The sequence below is a fragment of the Nocardiopsis sp. CNT312 genome, from assembly GCF_000515115.1.
Lineage (GTDB): Bacteria > Actinomycetota > Actinomycetes > Streptosporangiales > Streptosporangiaceae > Nocardiopsis.
In genome coordinates this window covers 37,507-58,501 of sequence record NZ_AZXF01000023.1, presented here as the reverse complement: position 1 = coordinate 58,501, position 20,995 = coordinate 37,507, and the positions used below count along the sequence as shown (strand labels likewise).

The 20,995-nt window shown below is 71.3% G+C and carries 19 protein-coding genes; 11 read left to right on the top strand and 8 right to left on the bottom strand.

The annotated features are described in order from the left end of the window. Positions 1–3: 3 nt before the first annotated feature. From B042_RS22965 to B042_RS0111745, 6 genes are read left to right on the top strand one after another with little or no spacing between them, the layout of a single operon-like run. Positions 4–678, top strand: a complete 675-nt coding sequence (locus B042_RS22965; RefSeq protein ID WP_051415647.1) for a histidine phosphatase family protein — start codon at positions 4–6, stop codon at positions 676–678. Beyond that, on the top strand, positions 675–968 hold the full coding sequence (locus B042_RS22960) for a putative quinol monooxygenase (RefSeq protein ID WP_051415646.1): 294 nt from the start codon (positions 675–677) through the stop codon (positions 966–968). Before B042_RS22965 ends, B042_RS22960 begins: the two co-directional genes overlap by 4 nt. Positions 969–978: 10 nt before the next feature. After that, on the top strand, positions 979–2,568 hold the full coding sequence (locus B042_RS22955; RefSeq protein ID WP_051415645.1) for an FAD-dependent monooxygenase: 1,590 nt from the start codon (positions 979–981) through the stop codon (positions 2,566–2,568). A 44-nt stretch (positions 2,569–2,612) separates the two neighbouring features. After that, positions 2,613–3,155 (top strand): carboxymuconolactone decarboxylase family protein, encoded by a 543-nt coding sequence (locus tag B042_RS26095; protein ID WP_028648457.1) that lies wholly within the window; start codon positions 2,613–2,615, stop codon positions 3,153–3,155. Between the two features lie 9 nt (positions 3,156–3,164). After that, on the top strand, positions 3,165–4,145 hold the full coding sequence (locus tag B042_RS0111750; protein ID WP_028648456.1) for an aldo/keto reductase: 981 nt from the start codon (positions 3,165–3,167) through the stop codon (positions 4,143–4,145). Positions 4,146–4,174: 29 nt separating this feature from the next. Next, positions 4,175–5,122 (top strand): 3-oxoacyl-ACP synthase III family protein, encoded by a 948-nt coding sequence (locus B042_RS0111745; protein WP_036554760.1) that lies wholly within the window; start codon positions 4,175–4,177, stop codon positions 5,120–5,122. A gap of 69 nt (positions 5,123–5,191) precedes the next feature. On the opposite strand, the gene B042_RS0111740 is transcribed toward B042_RS0111745, so the two are convergent. After that, positions 5,192–6,046: a helix-turn-helix transcriptional regulator gene (locus tag B042_RS0111740; protein ID WP_036554757.1), complete on the bottom strand. Its 855-nt coding sequence runs from the start codon at positions 6,044–6,046 to the stop codon at positions 5,192–5,194. Positions 6,047–6,336: 290 nt separating this feature from the next. Between B042_RS0111740 and B042_RS0111735 the strand changes: the two genes are divergently transcribed. Next, a complete protein-coding gene (locus B042_RS0111735; protein WP_155989037.1) occupies positions 6,337–7,752 on the top strand; it encodes an MFS transporter in 1,416 nt (471 codons plus the stop codon). Positions 7,753–7,780: 28 nt separating this feature from the next. Then, on the top strand, positions 7,781–8,758 hold the full coding sequence (locus B042_RS0111730) for an aldo/keto reductase (protein ID WP_036554756.1): 978 nt from the start codon (positions 7,781–7,783) through the stop codon (positions 8,756–8,758). Between the two features lie 156 nt (positions 8,759–8,914). On the opposite strand, the gene B042_RS0111725 is transcribed toward B042_RS0111730, so the two are convergent. The 4 genes from B042_RS0111725 to B042_RS0111710 all read right to left on the bottom strand — a co-directional run bounded on the left by B042_RS0111725 (position 8,915) and on the right by B042_RS0111710 (position 12,974). Beyond that, entirely contained in the window at positions 8,915–9,367 is a 453-nt protein-coding gene (locus tag B042_RS0111725; protein ID WP_028648451.1) for a DUF6912 family protein, read from the bottom strand. Positions 9,368–9,437: 70 nt separating this feature from the next. Next, positions 9,438–10,100 (bottom strand): HAD family phosphatase, encoded by a 663-nt coding sequence (locus tag B042_RS22950; protein WP_036554753.1) that lies wholly within the window; start codon positions 10,098–10,100, stop codon positions 9,438–9,440. A 97-nt stretch (positions 10,101–10,197) separates the two neighbouring features. After that, positions 10,198–11,859 carry a glycoside hydrolase family 3 protein gene (locus tag B042_RS0111715; protein ID WP_028648450.1) on the bottom strand — a complete coding sequence of 554 codons (1,662 nt, stop codon included), beginning with the start codon at positions 11,857–11,859 and terminating at the stop codon, positions 10,198–10,200. Positions 11,860–11,951: 92 nt separating this feature from the next. Next, entirely contained in the window at positions 11,952–12,974 is a 1,023-nt protein-coding gene (locus B042_RS0111710) for an SIS domain-containing protein (protein WP_028648449.1), read from the bottom strand. Between the two features lie 218 nt (positions 12,975–13,192). On the opposite strand from B042_RS0111710, the gene B042_RS0111705 reads away from it, so the two are divergent. Together B042_RS0111705 and B042_RS0111700 are read left to right on the top strand one after the other, a co-directional pair. Further along, positions 13,193–13,930: a GntR family transcriptional regulator gene (locus B042_RS0111705; RefSeq protein ID WP_028648448.1), complete on the top strand. Its 738-nt coding sequence runs from the start codon at positions 13,193–13,195 to the stop codon at positions 13,928–13,930. A gap of 90 nt (positions 13,931–14,020) precedes the next feature. After that, positions 14,021–14,641: a DM13 domain-containing protein gene (locus B042_RS0111700; RefSeq protein WP_051415643.1), complete on the top strand. Its 621-nt coding sequence runs from the start codon at positions 14,021–14,023 to the stop codon at positions 14,639–14,641. Between the two features lie 60 nt (positions 14,642–14,701). Here B042_RS0111700 and secA read toward each other — a convergent pair whose 3' ends face one another. Then, positions 14,702–17,545 (bottom strand): preprotein translocase subunit SecA, encoded by a 2,844-nt coding sequence (secA, locus tag B042_RS0111695; protein WP_028648446.1) that lies wholly within the window; start codon positions 17,543–17,545, stop codon positions 14,702–14,704. A 385-nt stretch (positions 17,546–17,930) separates the two neighbouring features. On the opposite strand from secA, the gene B042_RS22945 reads away from it, so the two are divergent. Continuing rightward, positions 17,931–18,494 carry a hypothetical protein gene (locus B042_RS22945; protein WP_197024274.1) on the top strand — a complete coding sequence of 188 codons (564 nt, stop codon included), beginning with the start codon at positions 17,931–17,933 and terminating at the stop codon, positions 18,492–18,494. 124 nt (positions 18,495–18,618) lie between these two features. Here the strand turns inward: B042_RS22945 and hpf are convergent, their stop codons facing one another. Together hpf and B042_RS22940 are read right to left on the bottom strand one after the other, a co-directional pair. After that, on the bottom strand, positions 18,619–19,290 hold the full coding sequence (hpf, locus tag B042_RS0111685) for a ribosome hibernation-promoting factor, HPF/YfiA family (protein WP_028648445.1): 672 nt from the start codon (positions 19,288–19,290) through the stop codon (positions 18,619–18,621). 940 nt (positions 19,291–20,230) lie between these two features. After that, positions 20,231–20,929 (bottom strand): ComF family protein, encoded by a 699-nt coding sequence (locus B042_RS22940; RefSeq protein WP_231493945.1) that lies wholly within the window; start codon positions 20,927–20,929, stop codon positions 20,231–20,233. Positions 20,930–20,995: the final 66 nt, after the last annotated feature.

Below are 20,995 nucleotides of genomic sequence, written 5' to 3'. Positions count from 1 at the left end.
CGCGTGCGCGCCGCACTGGTCCGCCACGGCCGGACCCCGCTCAACGCGCAGAACCGCTTCCAGGGCCAAAGCGACGCCCCCCTCGACGAGGAGGGCAGGATCCAAGCGAAGCGGGTCGCGCGGTCACTGACCCCGGGACGGTGGACCGCCGTCTACTCGTCGCCGATGCTCAGAGCGGTGCAGACCGCACGGGCCGCGGCCCGCCGTCTGGACCTGACGCACACCGTGTTCACCGAACTGCGGGAGCGCGACCTCGGGACGGTGGACGGCCTGGAACGCGGCGAGTTCTCCCGCCGACACCCGGACGTCCTGCACCGGCTGCGGTCCGACCCGGGGTTCGCGCCCCCGGGCGGCGAGAGCGGCCGCGCCGCCCTCGCCCGCTTCTCCCGCGGCCTCGGCCGTGTGGCGGCGTCGGAACACGGGGGCGGGCCCGTCCTGGTGGTGACCCACGGCGGTGTCCTCGACCTCCTGGCCCGAGCGCTCCAGGGGGCGCGGCACTCCGGGATGGTCGGTACCTGCCGTGCCGCCTGCGTCGACATCGGAACCGGCGGGTACGGCCCGCCGACCGTCTCCCTCCTCCAATGGGACGTCGACCCCCGTTCCTGCGAGGACGCCTCAGCCGACCTGCCCGCTCCACCCGCCGTCACTCTCGCACCGAAGGGAAACGCACTCCTATGAGCATCCAGATCGTCGTGGTCTTCGACGTGCGCCCCGAGCGCTTCGACACCGCGGTCGCCGCCTTCCGCGACCTGGCCGCGCGGACCATCGAGGAGGAGGGCGCGCTGCGCTTCGACGCCTTCCTCTCCCAGGGCCGCGACAACACCGTCGTCCTGGTCGAGGAGTGGGCCGACCAGGACGCCATCGACCAGCACATGAAGGAGGACTGCGTCCGTGAGTTCCTGGACCGGGTGGAGGGCTGCTTCCGGAGCGAGGCCACCGTCCACCGGCTCGAAGCGGTCGGCGCTTGAGGGGGGACCGATGGAGGAGGGCGCGCACCGCCCCCGCGTCCTCGTCGTGGGGGCAGGGCCGGTCGGACTCGTGCTGGCGTGCGAACTCCTGCACGCCGGTGTGGACGTGGAGATCATCTCCAAGACCAAGAGGGAGAGCCCGCACTCGCGTGCCACGATCCTGTGGCCGCGCGTCCTGGAACTGCTCGACCGCGTGGGGGTGGCCGGCCGGCTCGTGGAGGGCGGCCACTACTTCGACCAGATGAACTACTACTCCGAGAAGCGCATGATCGGCCTGGTCCGGTTCGACCGTCTGCGGGGGGCCGGATACCCGTTCGCCATCACGATCCCTCAGTGGCGTACCGAGGCGATCCTGGAGGAGCACCTCGCCTCCCTGGGCGGCTCGGTGGGCTACGACCGCACCTTCGTCGGAGGCGAGCAGTCATCCGACAGCGTGACCTGCCGCATCACCGGTCCGGACGGTCGGACCAGGAGCTGCGCCTACTCCTGGGTGGTCGGTGCCGACGGCTACGGCAGCACGGTGCGTGATGCCTTCGGGTTCGGGTTCGCCGGACGTTCCATGCGCACCCGGCTCGCCATCACCGACGCCGAGATCATCGGCGAGAGCACCAGCAGCGAGGCCGCCTACTACCTGACCCGTTCGGGGAACATGGTGCTCGCCCCGCTGGGCGACGGCGTGTTCCGGGTGGGAGCCAGTGTTCCGGACGGCTACGGGGAGGAGACGGTCGACCGCGCCTTCTTCGAACGGCTGCTCCGGGAACGGGTGCCCGGGGAGCGCAGGCTCGGGGGCATGCGCTTCAGCGGGGTCTTCACGGCGCACGTGCGATCCGCCGACACCTACGCCCGGGGCCGGGTGTTCCTGGTGGGCGACGCCGCCCACGCGATGAGCCCGTCCGGGGCGCAGGGGCTGAACACCGGTATCCAGGACGCGGTGAACCTGGGGTGGAAGCTGGCGGGGGTGGCCGGGGGACGGTACCGGCCGCACCTGCTGTCCAGCTACGACACCGAGCGCCGCCCCGCCGTGGACCAGGTGGCCGGCCTGTCGACCCGCCTGGCCCGGATCGGGCTGTACGCGCGGCGGTCCCAGACACTGGTCCGCGACACCGCATACCGGCTCGGGACCGCCACCCGCGTGCTGGAGCGCTCCCTGGCGCCCCGGTTGGCCCAACTGGACACCCACTACGGGCGGCGCACCGTCCGGCGCGGGTTCACGCCGGGCGAGCGCCTGCCCCTGGGATGGCGCCCCTCGGACACCGCGCCGGTCCTGGCCGTGGACCGGTACACCGTCCTGCTCTGGCCGGGGCTGGAGTACCGGTTCGGCCGGTGGGCGGCCTTCGTCGACGCGGTGCGCCGGACGGTGGACGGCGTCCAGATCACGGACCTGGGCGGACGGCCGCCGGGGGCCCTGCTGTCCAGGCTCGGCCGACACGCGTCTGCCCTGGTCGTCAGACCCGACGGACACCTGGACGCCCTCCTGCCGCTGTCGGGCGGCACCTCGACCGACCGTGTGGAAGGGCTCGGACGCCTGATCTCACGGAACACCCTGCGGTCCCCGGAGACCGCCTCCGTCCCGGTGCCCCTGGCCCCGGCCCACGGCTGACCCACCCACCGTCGTTCGCGACACCACAGGAAGAGAGACCGGAGATGTCCGTTCGCGTCACCCTGACCGAGGTTTCCGACATGTCGCCGGAAGAGCTCGCCGTCTATGAGAAGTTCCAGTCCAACCTGACCCGGGCACTGCTGCTCACCCGGGGTTCGGCGGCTCCGCACCTGGCACTGGGCGCCTCCTTCACCGTCGGGCTGCTGAGCGATCTCGTGCGCGAGGTCATCGTGCTGCGTGTGGCCAAGCTGCGCGAGAGCGAGTTCGAGCGGCGGCTGCACTACCCCCTGGCCCTGAAGGCCGGGCTCAGCGAGGAGGAGATCGCGGTCATCGAGGAGGGCGACTTCGCCCGCATGGAGGACGACCGCGCCGCCCTGGTCCACTACGTGGACGAGTGCATCCTCCGGCACCGGGCCGGCGAAGCGGCCTTCCGCGCCCTGAACCGGCACTACACCCAGAACGAGATCGCCGAGGTCACCCACCTGACCGGCCACTGCGCCATGACGGCGATGTACCTCGACAGCCTGGCCATCCCCCTGGACGAGGACATCGCCTCCTGGGGACGCCTCACCGAGATCCAGGACTGAGGGGACGCGGTGGAGTACGCACGACTGGGCTCCTCCGGGCTCACGGTGTCCCGCCTGGCCCTGGGGTGCATGAGCTACGGGGACCCGAACCTGGGAACCCACCCGTGGTCGCTGCCGGAGAAGGAGGGGGCCCGGTTCATCGCCGAGGCGCTGGACCTGGGCGTCAACTTCTTCGACACCGCCAACATCTACTCACTGGGCACCAGTGAGCGGTTCCTCGGCGCAGCGATCGCACGCGAGGCCAGGCGTGAGGACGTCGTCATCGCTACCAAGGTCTACGAGGCGATGCACGACGGCCCGCTCGCCAAGGGGCTGTCCCGGCAGGCCATCATGCGCGAGCTCGACGCCAGCCTGCGCAGGCTCGGCACGGACTACGTCGACCTCTACATCATCCACCGGTGGGACTACGAGACCCCTGTCGAGGAGACGATGCAGGCGCTCCACGACGTGGTCCGGGCGGGAAAGGTCCGCTACATCGGTGCCTCCTCCATGCACTGCTGGCAGTTCGTCAAAGCGCAGTACGTCGCCGACCTGCACGGGTGGACACGTTTCGTCAGCATGCAGAACCACTACAACCTCATCAACCGCGAGGAGGAGAGGGAGATGCTGCCCTACTGCGCGGAGGAGGGGGTCGGGGTCACCCCGTGGAGCCCACTGGCCAGGGGGAAGCTGGCCCGCGACTGGGACGCGCGCTCGGCCCGCACCGAGGGCGACCCGATCCAGGAGCGCTTCTACGGCCCCACCGAGCGTGCCGACCGCGCCGTGGCCCGCGCGGTGGCCGACGTCGCCGAACGCCGCGGGGTCCCGCCCGCCCAGATCGCCCTGGCCTGGCTGCTCCAGCAGCCCGCCGTGACCGCTCCGGTCATCGGCGCCACCAAGAGCGGCCACCTCCGCGACGCCGTGGCCGCGCTGGACGTGGTCCTGGACGAGGGCGAGGTCGCCGAACTGACCAAGCCCTATGTCCCCCATTCCGTCGTGGAGTACGTCTAGCAGCCCCCGCAGAACACATCGGAGCGACCATGGGCATCACCGATTTCACCATCGAGATACCTCACGAGACCCTCGGCGTCGAGGAGATGAGCCGGAGGTCCGGCGTCGGCGTCGACAAGATCCGCGAGATCGTCCCCAGCGGGAGCGTCTCCGTCCTCTCCCCGGAGCAGAGCGCGTGGAGCATCGGACGCGACGCGGCCGCCAAACTCCTGGCGCAGAACCCGGTGCCGCCGGAGGACATCGGGCTCGTCGTCTACGCCGGGTCCAGCGAGTGGGGGACGCCGTTCTGGTCCCCCGCCGCCAAGATCGCCCTGGAACTGGGCATCCACCGGGCGCACTGCTACGAGCTGTCCAATTTCTGCAACGCGGGCACCGCCGCCCTGGCCATCGCCGACGAACAGGTCAAAGCGGGCAAGCACCGGGCGGCACTGGTGATCGTCTCCGACCGGCTCAGCCAGTTGGTCGACTACAGCACCGGCTACGTGGAGCTGTTCAACTTCGCCGACGGCGCGGCGGCGGTCCTGCTCTCCCAGGAGGCGCGGTACGAGATCCGCGGCTCCGCCCTGCGCACCGATCCGGTGTGGGTGGACTACTACTACGGCGAGACCACCACGGGGGGTGTCCGGGTCGAGCGCACCGCCAAACGCGACGGGCTGGGCGACGCCTTCACCGCGAACTTCACGGAGCTGACCGAGTCGGTCCTGGCCGAGACCGGGACTCCGGCGGACGAGGTCGCCTACTACCTGGTCACCCACGGGAACCAGGACCTGCACCGCGACTACCTCAGGGCGATGGGGGCGGACGCGGACCGAAGCGTGTTCACCTACGAAGAAAACGGCCACCTCGGCGGGGTGGACCCCTTCCTCGCCCTGGCGGACCTGGAGCGCGGCGACCGGCTCTCCCGCGGAGACACGGTCGTCATCGCGACCGCCGGGTCCGGGTTCAGCTGGGGGGTCATGGCCGTCCGGGTGGTCTGAGGGCCACCGGGTCCCCGTGTGCGCCCCTCGGCGGGCGCACACGGGGACCCGCGGTCTCCGGCCTCCCCTTCACGGGGGGCCGGGCCGCTCCGCCTCCATGTCCATGCCGAGCAGGCGCAGAGCGGCCTCGTCGGGGGAGCCGGGGTCGGTGAAGTACAGCTTGAGCAGGTGGCCGTCCTGGAGGGCCGCGGTCTGGTACTTCAGCGTGATCCGCCCCACGACCGGGTGGTCGAGGGCTTTCTCCCCGTCGGTGCAGTTGGCCACGTGCTGGCTCGTCCACAGACGGACGAATTCCGGGCTCTGGATGGCGAGGTCGCCGACCAGCTCCGCGAACCGCGGGTCGCCCCGGTACCCCGCCGCGATGTAGCGCAGGTAGGAGACGTTGTACAGCGACTCCAGGGACCAGTCGGCGTACAGGCCCCGCACGTTCTCGTCCAGGAAGTTGAGCTTGATGACGTTGGGACGGGTCTCCGGGGACCCGGGTGCCGCCACGTCCAGGTGCGGCGCGATGAGCCGGTGGTAGAGCGGGTTCCACGCCAGGATGTCGCACCTGTGGTTGAGCACGGCGGCGGCGACGTCGTTCAACGACTCGACCAGGACACGGGTGTGCGGGCTGACCTCGTCGGGCACCGGCTCCCTCGACTGCCTCGACGGGGCTGGTGTACCGATCCTGAGCAGGTAGTCCTGCTCGTCCTGGCTCAGTTCCAGGACACGGGCGATCGACAGCAGGACCGAGGGGGAGGCGTGCGGTACCTGGGACTGCTCCAGGCGGGTGTAGTAGGGCTGGCTGACGCCGGCCAACGCGGCCACCTCCTCCCGCCGCAGCCCCGGGACCCGGCGCTGCCCACGGGTCGCCAGGCCGATCTCCTCCGGCTGGATCCGCTCGCGCATACGGCGAAGGTAGTTCCCGAGATCCACGTTCATGTGATCGTCCACCCCTCCATGCTCACACACGCCTGTTTCCGCCACCCGCACGGCGGAGGGAAAGCGGACGGTTTCCCCGGTGCCCCGGAGCGTCGCCCCGGGTTCGGCGGAGAGGCCGTCACACCGAACACAACGCGTCCGGCGCACGGTGGTCAACAGCCGAACCTGACCCTGTCGTGGTCAGCCATGGCGGGGCTACCCACGGCCGGGGGCTGGCTGAGTCCGACGTGCCGTACGACTGTGGTGGCATGACCACCGAAAGGGCGACGGAATCGGCGTCGCCAACCAAGATGACCAGCCGTCAAGTCGTCGTCCTCATCGTGCTGCTCGCCTCGCAGTTCCTGATGGCGGCCGACTTCTCCATCCTCAACGTCGCACTTCCACGGGTCGGCGTGGACCTCGGTTTCAGCGCGGGCAACCTGCAATGGATCACCACGGCCTTCGCCCTGTGCGCCGCCGGGTGCACCCTGGTCTTCGGCCGCGTCGGCGACTACCTGGGGCGTCGGCGCATCTTCGTCACCGGGATGCTGATCCTGGCCGTGGCATCGGTGGTCGGCGGCCTTGCGACGTCGCCGGAGCTGCTGCTCGTGGCGCGGACCCTGCAAGGGCTGGCGACCGCGGCGGTCACCCCGGCGGCCCTGGCGCTGCTGACCACCACCTTCACCGAGCCGGGCCTGCGCGCAAGGGCGCTGGGGCTCAACGGCGTGATGATGAGCTCGGGTTTCAGCGTCGGCGCGGTCCTGGGCGGCGTCCTCACCGACACGCTGTCCTGGCGCTGGGCGTTCTTCATCAACATCCCCGTAGCCCTCCTCGCGGTCGTGGTCGTCTCCGCCGTGGTCGCCGAGAGCCGCGCCGAGCGGCGCGGCACCCTGGACGTCCCCGGGGCCGTACTCATCACCACCGGCCTGTTCAGCGGGGTCTACGGCATCACGCAGGCGGCCGAGAACGGGCTCGGCGCGCTCCCGGTCCTGGCGATGGGCCTGGCCGTGGTGCTCCTGGCCGCCTTCTGGGTCGTGGAATCGCGTACGGAGGAGGCACTGGTACCGGTCCGCATCCTGCGCCGCCCCGAGGTCGCCTTCAGCAACATGTCCGCCCTGTTCATCTTCGGCGGGGAGACCGCCCTGATCTTCTTCACCGGCCTGTACGTACAGAACGTCCTGGGGTTCTCCCCCCTGGTGGCGGGCCTGGTCCTGCTGGGCATCGGTATCGGGCAGATCCTCGGCGGGATGATCGGACCGCGCCTGATCGAGCGGATACCGCCCCACACCCTCCTCGGCCTCTCCCTGGTCGGCCAGGGCGCGTTCATGCTGCCGATGCTCGTGATGCCCGCCACACCGGAGTGGGTCCTCCCCCTGGTCGCCACCCAGTTCGTCAACGCCGTCTTCTCGATGACGGCGATGCTCGCGTTCATGGTGATCGCGACGTCGGCTGTGGGTACCGACATGCAGGGGATGGCCACCGGCATGGCCACGCAGAGCCAGCAGGTCGGCATCGCGATCGGCATCCCCGTGTTCAGCGCCGTCTTCACGGCGGTGGTGGGCGCGGAGGCGACGGGGAGCGAGCAGATGCCCGGCATCCACACCGCGGTCGCCGTGGACGGGGTCCTCCTCGTCGCCGCCGGCGCGCTCCTGTGGCTGGTCCTGCGCCGCCACTCCCCGGCGGGCTCGTCCGCGGGCGAGCCCGCCGCAGCAGACGAGAACCGTTGACCCGTACACCGAGAGAGAGGATCCTGTCGTGCGCACAGCCACACTGGGAGACCTGAAGGTCGGCCGTATCGGCCTGGGTGCCATGTCGATGTCGGACTACTACACCGGGGCCGGCAGCGACGAGGACGAGGCGATCCGGACGGTCCACCGCGCGCTGGACCTGGGCGTGACCATGATCGACACGGCGGAGATCTACGGCCCCTACGCCAACGAGGAGCTTCTCGGCCGTGCTCTGCGCGGTCGGCACGGACACGTGGTGGTCGCGACCAAGTTCGGCCTGGTGTCGCACTCGGGCGGAGGACCCAACGTCCTCGACAGCCGTCCCGACAACGTACGTGCGGCCGTCGAGGGGTCGCTGCGCCGTCTGGGCACCGACCGCATCGACCTGTACTACCAGCACCGGGTCGACCCGGGCACGCCGATCGAGGACACGATGGGCGCGCTGTCGGAGTTGGTCGCCGAGGGCAAGATCGGCCATGTGGGGCTGTCGGAGGCGGGGGTGCAGACGGTCCGGCGCGCGCACGCCGTGCATCCCGTCGCAGCGGTGCAGACGGAGTACTCGCTGTGGTCGCGCGAGCCCGAGGAGGAGCTGCTGCCCGTCCTGCGGGAGCTGGGCATCGGGTTCGTGCCCTACTCGCCGCTCGGGCGGGGCTTCCTGACCGGTGCCCTGCGCTCCCCCGACCAGTTGGACGAGGGCGACTTCCGCAGGACGACGCCCCGGTTCACCAAGGACAACTTCGAGCGGAACCTGGCTCTGGTGGACGAGGTCGCCGCTGTGGCCGAACAGGCGGGTGCCACCCCCGGCCAGGTGGCGCTGGCCTGGATCGTGGCACAGGGCGGTGACATCGCGCCGATCCCGGGGACGCGGCGGGTGGCCCGGGTGGAGGAGAACGCGGGGGCCGACACGGTGGAGCTGCCGCCGGAGGCCATGCGCCGACTGGACGCTCTCGCCCCGGCCGCGGGTGCGCGCTACGCACCCGCGGACCTCGCGCGCACGGGGCTCTGATCCGTGGCGGTGTCGTCCGTACCGGAGCGGGGCCAGGCCGATCCGTCCCCGTTTGGGCCTGGACCCGCTCCGGTGCGGACGACACCGCAGTGAACACCGGTGCCACGGGCAGAGGCGCCGCTCCGTGCACCGGACGCGGTCGCCGCGGTGCAAACGTCAGGTCCGCCCGTCCCCGACGAGGTAGCGCAGCTCCTGGACGGCGAACCACATGAGTTCGCGGTCCTCGGCGGCACCGGAGGCGGGGTCGGCCGCCGCCGTGGCGATGTCGTCGGCGGCGCGCTCGTCGTCCACGTGGGCCGAGGCCAGGCGCTTGTAGGGCACCGGGCCCTTGAGCCGCACCCGGAGCACGCCGGGGCCGGCGCCGCCCGCGGGCTCGACGGCGCGATCGGGCAGGTTCGCGGCGAGTACCACCCGGCGCCGGGGCGCGCCGGGGTCGGCTGCCAGCAGCGCCAGGGACTCCTCGGCGGCCGCGTACATGGCGCCGTAGTCGGCCTCCTCCTCGTCGGCCCCGGCTCCGGGGGCGGCGGTGAAGGCGGGGCCGACCGGCACACTCCCCTCCTCCAGGGCCCGGGCGAGGGCGGGGACGGTGCTGGGCAGGAAGACGTACATGGGCTCTCCGGGAACTCGACGGACACCACGAGTGTCCCAAGGAATCCCGGGTGCCCGCACCTGGGGCGTGTCAGGCCGCGGGCGTGCCCTCGAAGACGGAGGCGTCGATGGTCAGCAGGCGGCTCAGCTCCCGGCGGGTGGCGTGGGTGTCGGTGTGCAGCAGGCCGACCATGCCGAGTTCCTCGGCGGTGCGCACGTTGTGCTCGAGGTCGTCGATGAACACACAGTCCCGTGGGGACAGGCCCAGGCGTTCACATGTGTGCAGGTAGATCCGGGGTTCGGGCTTGCGCATCCCCACCTCACCGGAGATGACCACCTCGTCGAAGGTCCCCGCGAAGTGCTCGCGTGGGTAGCCGTTGCCCCAGGAGTTGGACAGCAGCGCGGTGTTCAGGCCGGTGCGGCGCACCGAGCGCAGCGTGTCGTACATCTCGTGGACCGGGTCGAAGCGGGAGAACATGCGATGGATGAGGCCCTCGGCGTCGACGGTGCCGCCGTCGGCGAGCCGGAGCAGGGCGGCGATCTCGCGCTCGAACCCGGCGGTGTCGATCTCGCCGCGCTCCAGCGCGTGGACGGGGTTGTCCTCCAGGCTGCCGTCGAAGTAGGGCCGCATGGCCTGCTGGTAGTGGTCGCCGTCGATGCCCTCGGATTCGAGCCAGGCGGCGATGGAGTCGGGGAGCGGTGTGGTGAGCACACCGGCCCAGTCCGAGATGACTGCCTTACGAACGCGGTCCATCCAATCCCTCCGTTCACGTGGGGAAACGTTCTTCCCGTTACGCACAGATTTCAACCATCTCGGACGTTCTTGTACCGTCCCCGACCCGCGCCGCCGCTCAGAAGGTGAGCCCCGTCCCGGCGTCCACACCCGCGCCGGGGATGTCCACCGGCAGCGTTCCGGAGGGCTCCAGCACACCGGCGATCACCCGCGCGGCGGCGTAGCGTGACACCTCCACCGAGGAGTAGACCGCCAGGAACGCCTCGACCTCCGGGAACACCTCCAGGTCGTAGGGGCCGCCCTGGGCGACCACGATGACGGGTTGGCCCTGCGCCCGGGCGGCGTCCACCACGGCCCGCTGCTCGGCCGACCCCCGGGCTCCGTCGGTACCCACCACCACGGCGTCGGCGTCGGGTCCCAGCCCCACGACGTCCACCCCGGCCTCGCGCAGCGCGTCGGTGATCTCGGTACCGCCCTGGCCCCGGACGCTCACGCTCGCGCCCTCGGCGAGCGGCAGCAGGCCGTCGCCGTCGCGCAGCACCGTCACGGAGGCGTCGGCCACGCTCTGGGCGGCCTCGGCGTGTTCGGGGTCCTCCAGAACGGCCTGTGCGGCCTCGGCGTCAGCCGGCTCGGCGTCCAGGACGCCCCGCTCCTCCTTGAGCGCCAGGATGCGCAGCACGGACTCGTCGATGCGTTCCTCGGTCAGCCGCCCCTCCCGCACAGCGGTCCGCAGCGCCTCCAGGGCGGCGGCCGGGTCCGGCGGCATGAGGAGCTGGTCCACACCCGCCTCGATGGCGCGGACCGCGATCTCCCCGTCGGTGTGGCCCTGGCGCACGCCCTCCATGTTGAGGGCGTCGGTGGTGACGACCCCGTCGTAGCCGAGTTCCTCGCGGAGCACGCCGCCGATGATCTCCGGGGACAGGGTGGCCGGGGTGTCCGCGTCGAGCTGCGGCATGACCACGTGGGCGGTCATGATGGCGTCCACCCCGGCGTCGACCGCGGCCCGGAACGGCGGCAGGTGCCCGGCCTCCCACTCCTCACGCGGCAGGTCGATGACGGGCAGGCCGGTGTGGCTGTCCACGTCGGTGTCGCCGTGCCCGGGGAAGTGCTTGACGACGGAGGCGACGCCGCCCTCGGCGAACGCTCCGGCCTCGGCCACGGCCATCTCCGCCACCAGGGCGGGGTCGGAGCCGAAGGAGCGGATACCGATCACCGGGTTGTCGGGGTCGGTGTTGACGTCGGCGACGGGCGCGTAGTCGAGGTTGATGCCCAGGGCCGCGAGCTCCTCGGCGGTGGTGGCGGCGAGCAGCTCCGCCATGGCGGGGTCGCGCGTGGCGCCCACGGCCATCGCGTCGGGGAAGCGGGTGCCCGCGGTCAGGCGCGAGACGAGCCCCTGCTCCTGGTCGATCCCCAGGAACAGGGGCACCCCGGCGCCCTGCTGCGCGGCCAGCTCCTGGAGTCCGTTGGACATGCGCACGATCTCGCCGGTGCCGGCCAGGTTGGCGGTGAAGTAGATGAGCCCGCCGGGGCGGTAGGCCTCGATCTGCGCGGCGTTCTCCTCCGGGCTGGTCCCCTGGGCGGACAGGACCATGAGCTGGCCGATCTTGTCGTCCAGGTCCATTTCCGCCAGCAGTTCGGGGGCGAGCACCGGCTGCCGCGCGTCCTCCTGCCCGCCCTCCCCGGACGGGGTGCCGCCCGGTTCCTGGGAGGTGCACGAGGCGACGGTCAGGGCGAGCAGGGCACAGAGCGGAGCCAGTGCGGCGCGCAGGGAGGGTCTCATGGCGGTCGGCGTCTCCGGGGAGTGTGGACGGGTGTGGCCGGAGGGTACCGTCTCACGGCCCCCTCCGGCCCCGGCTCCCGGGAACACGCCGGTCAGGCGGTCTGGGTGACCTTGTCGAGGCCGCGCGGCAGGTCGGGGTTGTAGCCCAGACGGCGGGCCAGCTGCTCGGTGAGCAGTTGCGCCGGGACGATGAGGTTCATCGGTGCGACCCACTCGGGCACGTCGGGCACCGGAACGGACAGGTCGCTGGCGGCGGCGAGGGCCGCTCCGCCGCCGAACCCGAACACGGGGGCTCCTGCGGAGCGCACGCGCTCGGCCAAGGCGACCGTGCCCTCCAGGGTCGGCCCCGTGGGCGCGGCGACGAGCAGCGCGGGGGTGCGCGGGTCGACGACGGCGATGGGGCCGTGCAGCAGGTCGGCGTAGGACAGGCCCATGGCGTGCAGGTAGCACGCCTCCTTGAGCTTGAGGGCGGCCTCCAGCGCGGTGGAGTAGGCCATACCGCGGCCGGAGACGACCGTGCCCTGAACCGCGACCATCCGCTCGACGATCTCCTCCAGGGGGTCTGTGGGCAGGGCGAGGCTCTCCTCGATCCCGTCCGGGACGCGCGCCAGGTCGCCCTCGTCCAGGCCGGCGCCCAGGCCCAGGGCGAGAACGGCGATGGCGGCGAGCTGGGTGCTGTAGGTCTTGGTGGCGGGCACGGCCTTCTCGTGGCCGGCGCGGGTGACCAGGGCGAGGTCTGCCTCGGCCGCCATGGGCGAGTCCGCGCCGTTGGTCACCGCCACCGTGCGGGCACCGCAGTCGGCGGCCCAGCGCATGGTCTGGACGATCTCCTCGGTCTTTCCGGACTGGGAGACGGCCACGGCCAGGACCCCGGAGAGGTCCACGCGGGCGCCGTAGGTGGTGGCGACGGAGGGCGAGGCCAGGGTGGCCAGGCGGCCGGCGTGTGTCTGGAGCAGGTAGTTGCCGTAGACCGCGGCGTTGTCGGAGGAGCCGCGCGCGATGAACAGGACCTGCCTGGTCTCGCGTGCCAGTGCCGCGATCTCCGGGCGCAGGGGCAGCAGCTCAGCGAAGGTGCGGCGCAGGGCTCTGGGCTGTTCGGCGATCTCGGAGCGCATGACGCTGGTCGTCGTGGTGGTCATGGGGGCCTTCCCTCGGAGTCCGGGTGGATTGACACGCGGTCGGGGCTTTGGTCTAGTCCGGACTATACCAGTATGGACCACACCGTTCCGGAGTCCGGCCGCCGTTGAACGCTCTCGCCCTCCGGGCCCCGACGGGACTCGTACTAGGGTCCCTCTAGCGATCTCGTCCACCGAACCGAGAAGGCGGTCCGCGCATGCCGATCGACCCCGCCAACCCCCTGCCCAAATACGTGCAGCTCCGCGACGCGATCCTGGACTGGATCACCGAGTCGGGGCTGGGCGTGGACGACATGGTCCCCTCCGAGCGCGAGCTCAGCGCTCTCTACGGGCTCTCGCGCATGACCGTGCGCCAGAGCGTCGACCTCCTCGTCACCGAGGGCCGCCTCTACCGGGTCCCGGGCAAGGGGACGTTCGTCGCCCGGCCCAAGATCGAGATGTCGCTGGTCCTGGCCTCCTTCAGTGAGGACATGCGCGCCCGCGGCTACGAGCCCGGCGCCCGCGAGCTCATCCGGCGGATCATCCCGGCCAGCGGGCACACCGCGCGGATGCTCGACATCGCCCCCGGCACCCCGGTCCACCACATCGAGCGGATGCGCACCGCCGACGGCGAGCCGATGGCCGTGGAGCGCTCCAACATCCCCGCCGCCGAGGTGCCCGGACTGGAGGGCTTCGACCTCTCCGCCCGCTCCCTGTACGAGGTGCTGGAGCACGAGTACGACATCCTGTTGGACTCGGGCGAGCAGACGATCGAGGCGGGCCTGTGCGACTCCTCCGACTCGCGACTGCTCGGCCTGCCCGCCGGGAGCCCGGTGCTGGTGATGCAGCGCCGCAGCTTCGCCAAGGGTCGGTGCGTGGAACTGGCGCTGTCCACCTACCGCGCCGACCGCTACCAGTTGCACTCGCGCCTGGACCCGCGGCGGCACGGCGACTGAGCGCCGGTGCGGGAAACGCGCGGGGGTCGCCCCGCGGCCACCGGCTCCGAATCACCGGTGGTGACAGTTCCCAGCCCTGGAGGCAGAGCGATGGATTACCAGACCCCCCGGCGCCCGTGGTGGCGGCGCCCCCTGATCGCGGTCCCCGCGGCCCTGATCGCCCTGGCCGTCGTCGCGGCGGGCCTGTGGGCCTTCCAGCCCTGGCGGGTGCTGACCACCCGCACCACGGACGAGGCGCTGCCGACGGCGTCCGAACCCGCCGTCCCCGGCACGGACGCCTCGGAGGAGGGCGCCGAGGGCGTCCCGGGCGGGGAGCCGAGCGAGGAGGCCCCCGAGGAGGCCCCCGAGGAGGAGCCTGCCGACATCGGGCCCGTGGTCCTGGCCGAGGGCGACTTCATCACCCAGGAGCACGGCACCTCCGGCACCGTCCTGGTCCTGGAACTGGCCGACGGGTCGCGCCACGTCCGCTTCGAGGACCTGGCCACCTCCGACGGCCCCGACCTGCACGTGTGGATCACCGACCAGGAGGCCGGCGGCGACTGGTTCAAGTACCGCGACGGCCGCTACGTGGCCCTGGGCGGGTTGAAGGGCACCCACGGATCGGCCAACTACGAGATCCCCGCCGACGCCGACCTCTCCGGCATGACCAGCGTGGTCATCTGGTGCGACCGCTTCTCGGTGGCCTTCGGGTCGGCCCCGGTGGCTCTGTAGGACGCACTGACGCCTGGGGGCGCCCCCACGGGGCACCCCCAGGCGTCGCACGGCTGCGGCTCAGGTTGCGGCCGGGGCTCCGTGGCACTTCTTGTACTTCTTGCCCGAGTCGCAGGGGCACGGCGCGTTGCGCGGCGTACCGGCGTACTCGTCGGCGGACTCGCTGCGGCGCTCCACCGAGCCGTCCTCGCCCGGGGCGCTGTACTGGAGTTCGGCGGGGCGGTCGTCGGAGATGCCCGGGATGACCACGTCCTCCTCGGCCGGGGCCTCCTCGTCGGGCGCCTCGGCCGCAGCGGCCTCCTCGTCGGTGTCCACCGAGGTGGCCACCGCGGTGGCGCCCCCGCTCCCTCCGACGGCCGCGGCGGTCGTGGCTGCGGCGGAGGCGGTGAGGACGGGCTCCTCCTTCTTGCGGACCTGGACCTCGACGTTGAAGAGGTAGCCGACCGACTCCTCCTTGATGGCCTCCAGCATCTGCTGGAACATGTCGAAGCCCTCGCGCTGGAACTCGATCACCGGGTTGCGCTGCGCCATCGCGCGCAGACCGATGCCCTCCTGGAGGTAGTCCATCTCGTAGAGGTGCTCGCGCCACTTGCGGTCCATCACCTGGAGGATGACCCGGCGCTCGACCTCGCGCATGGCCTCCTCGCCCAGCTCGGACTCGCGGTCCTCGTAGGCCGCCTTGGCGTCCTCCACGACCCGGTCGGCGATGAGCTGGCCGGTGACCGAGGCGAGGTCGCCGTTCTCCTCGATGAACTCGTCCGCGGTGAAGCTGACCGGGTAGATCTGCCGGAACGCCCGCCAGAGCTTGTCCAGGTCCCAGTCGCCTGAGTCGCCGGAGGCGGTCTCCTCCACGACGTAGCCGCGGAGCACCTCCTCCAGCATGTCCAGCACCTGGTCGCGCAGGTCCTGGCCCTCCAGGACCTTGCGGCGCTCGGCGTAGATGACCTTGCGCTGGCGGTTGAGGACCTCGTCGTACTTGAGGACGTTCTTGCGGATCTCGAAGTTCTGTGTCTCGACCTGCCCCTGGGCGGAAGCGATCGCCTTGCTGACCATGCCCGACTCGATCGGCTGGTCGTCGGGGATGTTGAGCTGGTTCATGAACGCCTCCAGCCGGCTGCTGTTGAACAGCCGCAGGAGGTCGTCCTGGAGCGAGAGGTAGAAGCGGGACAGGCCCGGGTCGCCCTGACGGCCGGAGCGGCCGCGCAACTGGTTGTCGATGCGCCGGGACTCGTGCCGCTCGGTGCCCAGCACGTACAGGCCGCCGGCCTCGACGACCTTCTCGTGCTCGGACTCGAACTCGGCCGTGGCCTTCTCCAGGGCCTCCGGCCAGGCCGCCTCGTACTCCTCGGGGGTCTCCAGCGGGCTCAGGCCGCGGGCCTGGAGTTCCTCGTCCGCGAGGAAGTCGGGGTTGCCGCCGAGCATGATGTCGGTACCGCGACCGGCCATGTTGGTGGCGACGGTGACCGCGCCGAGCTTGCCCGCGCGGGCGATGATCGAGGCCTCACGGGCGTGGTTCTTGGCGTTGAGGACCTCGTGCGGGACGCCCTCGCGCTTGAGCATCCGCGACAGCCGCTCGGACTTCTCGACGCTGGTCGTACCCACAAGGACGGGCTGTCCGGCCTCGTGGCGCTCGGCGATGTCCTCGGCCAGGGCCTGGAACTTGGCGTCCTCGTGCTTGTAGACGACGTCCTTGACGTCCTGACGGATCATCGGCTTGTTGGTGGGCACCTGCACCACACCGACGTCGTAGGTCTGGTTGAACTCCGCCGCCTCGGTCTGGGCGGTACCGGTCATGCCGGAGAGCTTCTCGTAGAGGCGGAAGTAGTTCTGGAGCGTGACCTTGGCGAGCGTCTGGTTCTCGTCCTTGATCCTGACGCGCTCCTTGGCCTCGACGGCCTGGTGCATCCCCTCGCCGTAGCGGCGCCCCGCCAGTACGCGGCCGGTGAACTCGTCGACGATGAGGACCTCACCGTCCTTGACGATGTACTCCTTGTCCCGCTTGTACAGCTCCTTGGCCTTGAGGGAGTTGTTGAGGAAGCTGATCAACGGGGTGTTGACGGCCTCGTAGAGGTTGTCGATGCCCAGCCAGTCCTCGACCTTGCCCACACCGGACTCGGTGATGCCGACGGTACGCTTCTTCTCGTCGACCTCGTAGTCCTCGTCCCGGCGCAGGCGGGGGGCGATCTTGGCGAACTCGGCGTACCAGCGGGAGTTCTGCTCGGAGGGTCCGCTGATGATGAGCGGCGTGCGCGCCTCGTCGATGAGGATGGAGTCGACCTCGTCGACCAGGGCGAAGTAGTGGCCGCGCTGGACGGTGTCCTTCAGGGACAGCGCCATGTTGTCGCGCAGGTAGTCGAAGCCGAACTCGTTGTTCGTGCCGTAGGTGATGTCGGCCTGGTAGGCCTTGCGGCGCGCCTCGGCGGGCATGTTGGGGCCGACGACGTCGACCTCCAGGCCCAGGAAGTGGTAGATGCGGCCCATGTTCTGGGCGTCGCGGCGGGCCAGGTAGTCGTTGGTGGTGACGACGTGGACGCCCTTGCCGGTGAGCGCGTTGAGGTAGACCGCGAGGGTACCGGTCAGGGTCTTGCCCTCACCGGTCTTCATCTCTGCGATGTTGCCGAAGTGCAGCGCTGCGCCGCCCATGACCTGGACGTCGAAGTGGCGCTGGCCGAGGGTGCGCTTGGCCGCCTCCCGCACGGTGGCGAAGGCCTCCGGGAGGAGGTCGTCGAGCGACTCCCCGTCCTCGTGGCGCTCCTTGTACTCCTGGGTGAGTTCGCGCAGCTCCTCGTCGGTCAGCTCGGTGAAGTCCTCCTCCAGGGAGTTGACCTGGTCCTTGAGCTTCGTGAGCCGGCGCAGGAGCTTTCCCTCACCCGCGCGCAGGAGCTTGTTGAGTATCCCTGGCACTTCCTATGCGCTCCTCGCAGATCGCGGTCGGCTCCACACACGTGGAGAGTCACACCCGGGCCCTCGGACCGCTCTCCCGTGACCGGGTGTGGACATCGGGGGTTCCTGGACCCTCGGGGCACCATCCTAGAGGACCGAGGGCCCGCGGCCGATCACAGGAATCGACCACGTTCCGCATCGGCTCCCCCACCGAGGGAAATCCTGCTGGACCGCCCCTTTTCTTTCTCTCCTACGAACGTGTGACCAGGGTTCGGATGTTCCCCAGCATTTCGCATGCGTTTGTGAAACCCGTGGTGCGGCAACGGGTACTGGAACCCTAGAGGCCGTGCCTGTGGCCCCGCATCCTTGGTGCCACCGAACGTCACGCGCGGCCGGGGGGATCGCCATGGAAGAGAGCCAGGAGAGGAAGGGCGCGGCATCGGAAACGGGCCGTCACGCCCCGACCCCGCGCACCCCGTTCGAGGTCATCGAGCGCATGCTCCGGCAGGAGTGCGCGGAGCCCGACCCCGCAGCCATGGACAGCGACCCGGGGGCCGGCTGGGAGCGGCACGTACCGGCGAAGGAGGAGTTCGGCGACATCCGCGGCTTCCAGCGACAGGGGGGCGGCATCGCACCCACCATGCACCACCGGGGGAGGCCGATGTCGTGGGTCTCGGTGGCGCTGGCCTTCGCCGGGTTCGCCCTCGGGGGGCTGTCTGTGGTGCTGGGGTGGTCTCTGTGGCCCTTGGTCCTCGCGGCGGTCCTCATCACGGCCGCCTTCGTGGTGGCCGTGGTGTGGGACATCCTCGCCGACGTGGTGCTCGACCCGCCCCGGACCGAGACGGAGGAGCGCCACGACACCCCGCTGCACAGGATCAAGGACAACCTGGCCGCGCGCGGTGGGAAGGGCGGGAAGTCCAAGACCCCTGAGGAACGGGGGGAGCGGACCGGGGGGGACGTCCCGGCCTGAGGAGCGCCGCACCGCGCGAGGGGCCCGCACGAGGGAGCGGGCCCCTCTTCGGATCCCCGTTCCGGAGCGGCGGTCCGGAACGGGGATCCCCACACGGACGGGAGGCGGGACGCCTTCGGCGGGATCAGTCCATGAGGCGGAGGACGCCGTAGTTGAACCCCTTGCGGCGGTAGACGACGCTCGGGGCGTCCTTCACCTCGTCGTGGAACAGGTAGAAGTCGTGTCCCACCAGCTCCATCTCCATCAGCGCCTGGTCGATGCTCATCGGCTTGGCCCGGTGGAACTTCTCCCGCACGATGACGGGGTGGTCCCCCTGGGTGTCGAGTTCGACGAACTCGTCGGAGAACCGTTCGGCCGACGCCGCGGCCGTCCCGGTCTCCTCCGCTCCGCTGCGCCGGGCGGGGGGCGCCTTCTCGGCGAGAGCGGTCCCCACGGGTTCCGTGGGCAGGTTCGCCGTCGCGGCTGCGACGGAGACCGGCGTGTGGTTGCCGCGGTGGACCTTGCGGCGGTCCGCGGCCTTGCGGAGGCGGGCCTCGATCTTGTCGAGGGCCAGATCGAGGGCACCGAACCGGTCTGCGGCCGCAGCCTCGCTTCGGATGACCGGGCCGTTGGAGTGGATGGTCAGTTCAACCCGCTCGCGGACGTCGGCGAGCTTGGGGTTGCGTTCGGTGGACACCTCCACATCGACGCTCATGCCTTTGCGTTCCCACTTCGAGAGCCGTTCGAGCTTGTCCTCGACGTGCTCCCGGAACCTGTCGTTCACACCGGTGCGTCGACCCTTGACGATGATGTCCATAGGACCCCCTTCATCGCGTGACCGCCCGAAGGCGACGGCCAGGCTGGTTCTGCCCCCTCCCGCCTCGGGGCGGAAGGGTGTCGCACGCGTACCCCCCTTCCGCTGCTCTCCCGGTCCCGCGAGGACCACGGTTCGGTTGGATGTGCGTATACCCATGGAAAGCACGGTCCTCACGTACACCAGGGGTGCGAATGGGTCACCTGATACGCAGGGCGGGCGGAGGACCGCCACGCCCGGAGCGCCCGGACCACGGGCGGGGAGAGTGCGTTGGGGTGCTGGGACGGTGCGGCCCCGTCTCGGAGGTGCGCAGGAGGGCAGCGACCCCCGGGGCCGGTGCCCTCCGGGGGCCCACCGCAGGGGAAGAGCCCTCGGAGGGCATGCCACCCGCCCGGCCGACCTGGTCTTCGTCCCCACATCCGCCTGCTGAGAGTGTCGCCGCTCTTATCCGCGACTACTGCTCTTCTCCCTGTCATGAGGGACATCCGGACCCTCCGCGGGGCAGGGCTTACCTCTAAGGCGCACCGTGATCGGTCGACGAAAAGTCGCCTTACGTGGGCCGTTTCGCCTGCGCCTGGCATCGGCTTGCCGAAGCGACTCCCCGGTCTCCCCGGGAGTTCAACCGCTCCGACGCAACCACGGACCCGGACGGGTGCCATACCTGTGACCGTAACCTGTCCGGGCGCGTATGTCAGGTGCCCCCGCCCCGGCCGCTCCGGCCGCGGCCCCCGTGACCCCTTGCGCACAGGGGTTTCTCAACCGTTCGCGGATGTTCGTAAAACCTTCACCGGGAACGGTGCGCGGCCCGCTGCCGGGCCTCCCCGACCCCCGGCGCGCCCCATCCGCCCGCGAACCTCCGCCGTGGGCGTCGGGGTTCCCTGCGCGACCGCCGACCGCCACGGTGCCCCCGACGGACCGCACACGGCTCCTCCGCCGTGCCCTCTCACAGCCGGTCCGGAAGCCGCTCCGCGAGGACCAGGGCACCGGCCACGGGCAGGCCCGCGCACCGCAGCGCACGGGCCGCCTCAGCGACCGTGGCACCCGTGGTCAGTACGTCGTCCACCACCACGGCACGGCGTGCCGGCCCGGGGCCCGGCCACGGGTCCGCCGCGAAGACGCCCGCACGGTTGGCCAGGCGGTCGGCGCGCCCCAGGCCCACCTGGGGAGGCGCCGCGCGCCGGTACCGCAGGAGGGGGGCCACCGTGCCCGCGCCGCCGACGTGGACCAGGCAGGACCGCGCCAGGCGCGCCACGGTGCCCCGCGAGGACTGCGGAGGGCCCCGTCCGGGAACCGGGACCAGCAGGGTGTCCGGGGCGGCCCAGCCCGAGGCGGCGTAGGCGGACGCCAGACGGCGGCCGAGGGGGTCGGCCAGTGCGTCGTCCCGGCCGCTCTTGTGGGCGAGCAGGACGCGGCGGTGGTAACCCGCGTAGGGGCCCGCCGCCCACACGGCGGGGCAGCCCAGCCGCGGCACGCACGGGTGCGGCCGCCGGTCCAACAGGGCCAGACAGGAACCGCAGAGCGGTCCGGGGGAGGCGCCGCAGGCGGCGCAGCACCGCGGTAGGAGCAAGTCCAGCAGGGGTTCGAGGAGCGGGGCGAGGACACGTGCGGCCGTGTCCGCGCCCCGGCGGAGGGGGCCGTCCATGACCTCAGGATCGGCTCCGGGTCCGCGGCGCGCCAGCCCCCGGCTCCGGGCTGTGGACAACCGCGG

What these genes read in the sequence shown, in the direction of transcription:
- B042_RS22960 (WP_051415646.1), top strand. Translation starts at nt 675, where the DNA reads ATGAGCATCCAGATCGTCGTGGTCTTCGACGTGCGCCCCGAGCGCTTC.
- B042_RS22955 (WP_051415645.1), top strand. Translation starts at nt 979, where the DNA reads ATGGAGGAGGGCGCGCACCGCCCCCGCGTCCTCGTCGTGGGGGCAGGG.
- B042_RS26095 (WP_028648457.1), top strand. Translation starts at nt 2,613, where the DNA reads ATGTCCGTTCGCGTCACCCTGACCGAGGTTTCCGACATGTCGCCGGAA.
- B042_RS0111745 (WP_036554760.1), top strand. Translation starts at nt 4,175, where the DNA reads ATGGGCATCACCGATTTCACCATCGAGATACCTCACGAGACCCTCGGC.
- B042_RS0111740 (WP_036554757.1), bottom strand. Translation starts at nt 6,046, where the DNA reads ATGAACGTGGATCTCGGGAACTACCTTCGCCGTATGCGCGAGCGGATC.
- B042_RS0111735 (WP_155989037.1), top strand. Translation starts at nt 6,337, where the DNA reads ATGACCAGCCGTCAAGTCGTCGTCCTCATCGTGCTGCTCGCCTCGCAG.
- B042_RS0111725 (WP_028648451.1), bottom strand. Translation starts at nt 9,367, where the DNA reads ATGTACGTCTTCCTGCCCAGCACCGTCCCCGCCCTCGCCCGGGCCCTG.
- B042_RS22950 (WP_036554753.1), bottom strand. Translation starts at nt 10,100, where the DNA reads ATGGACCGCGTTCGTAAGGCAGTCATCTCGGACTGGGCCGGTGTGCTC.
- B042_RS0111715 (WP_028648450.1), bottom strand. Translation starts at nt 11,859, where the DNA reads ATGAGACCCTCCCTGCGCGCCGCACTGGCTCCGCTCTGTGCCCTGCTC.
- B042_RS0111710 (WP_028648449.1), bottom strand. Translation starts at nt 12,974, where the DNA reads ATGCGCTCCGAGATCGCCGAACAGCCCAGAGCCCTGCGCCGCACCTTC.
- B042_RS0111705 (WP_028648448.1), top strand. Translation starts at nt 13,193, where the DNA reads ATGCCGATCGACCCCGCCAACCCCCTGCCCAAATACGTGCAGCTCCGC.
- B042_RS0111700 (WP_051415643.1), top strand. Translation starts at nt 14,021, where the DNA reads ATGGATTACCAGACCCCCCGGCGCCCGTGGTGGCGGCGCCCCCTGATC.
- B042_RS22945 (WP_197024274.1), top strand. Translation starts at nt 17,931, where the DNA reads ATGGAAGAGAGCCAGGAGAGGAAGGGCGCGGCATCGGAAACGGGCCGT.
- hpf (WP_028648445.1), bottom strand. Translation starts at nt 19,290, where the DNA reads ATGGACATCATCGTCAAGGGTCGACGCACCGGTGTGAACGACAGGTTC.
- B042_RS22940 (WP_231493945.1), bottom strand. Translation starts at nt 20,929, where the DNA reads ATGGACGGCCCCCTCCGCCGGGGCGCGGACACGGCCGCACGTGTCCTC.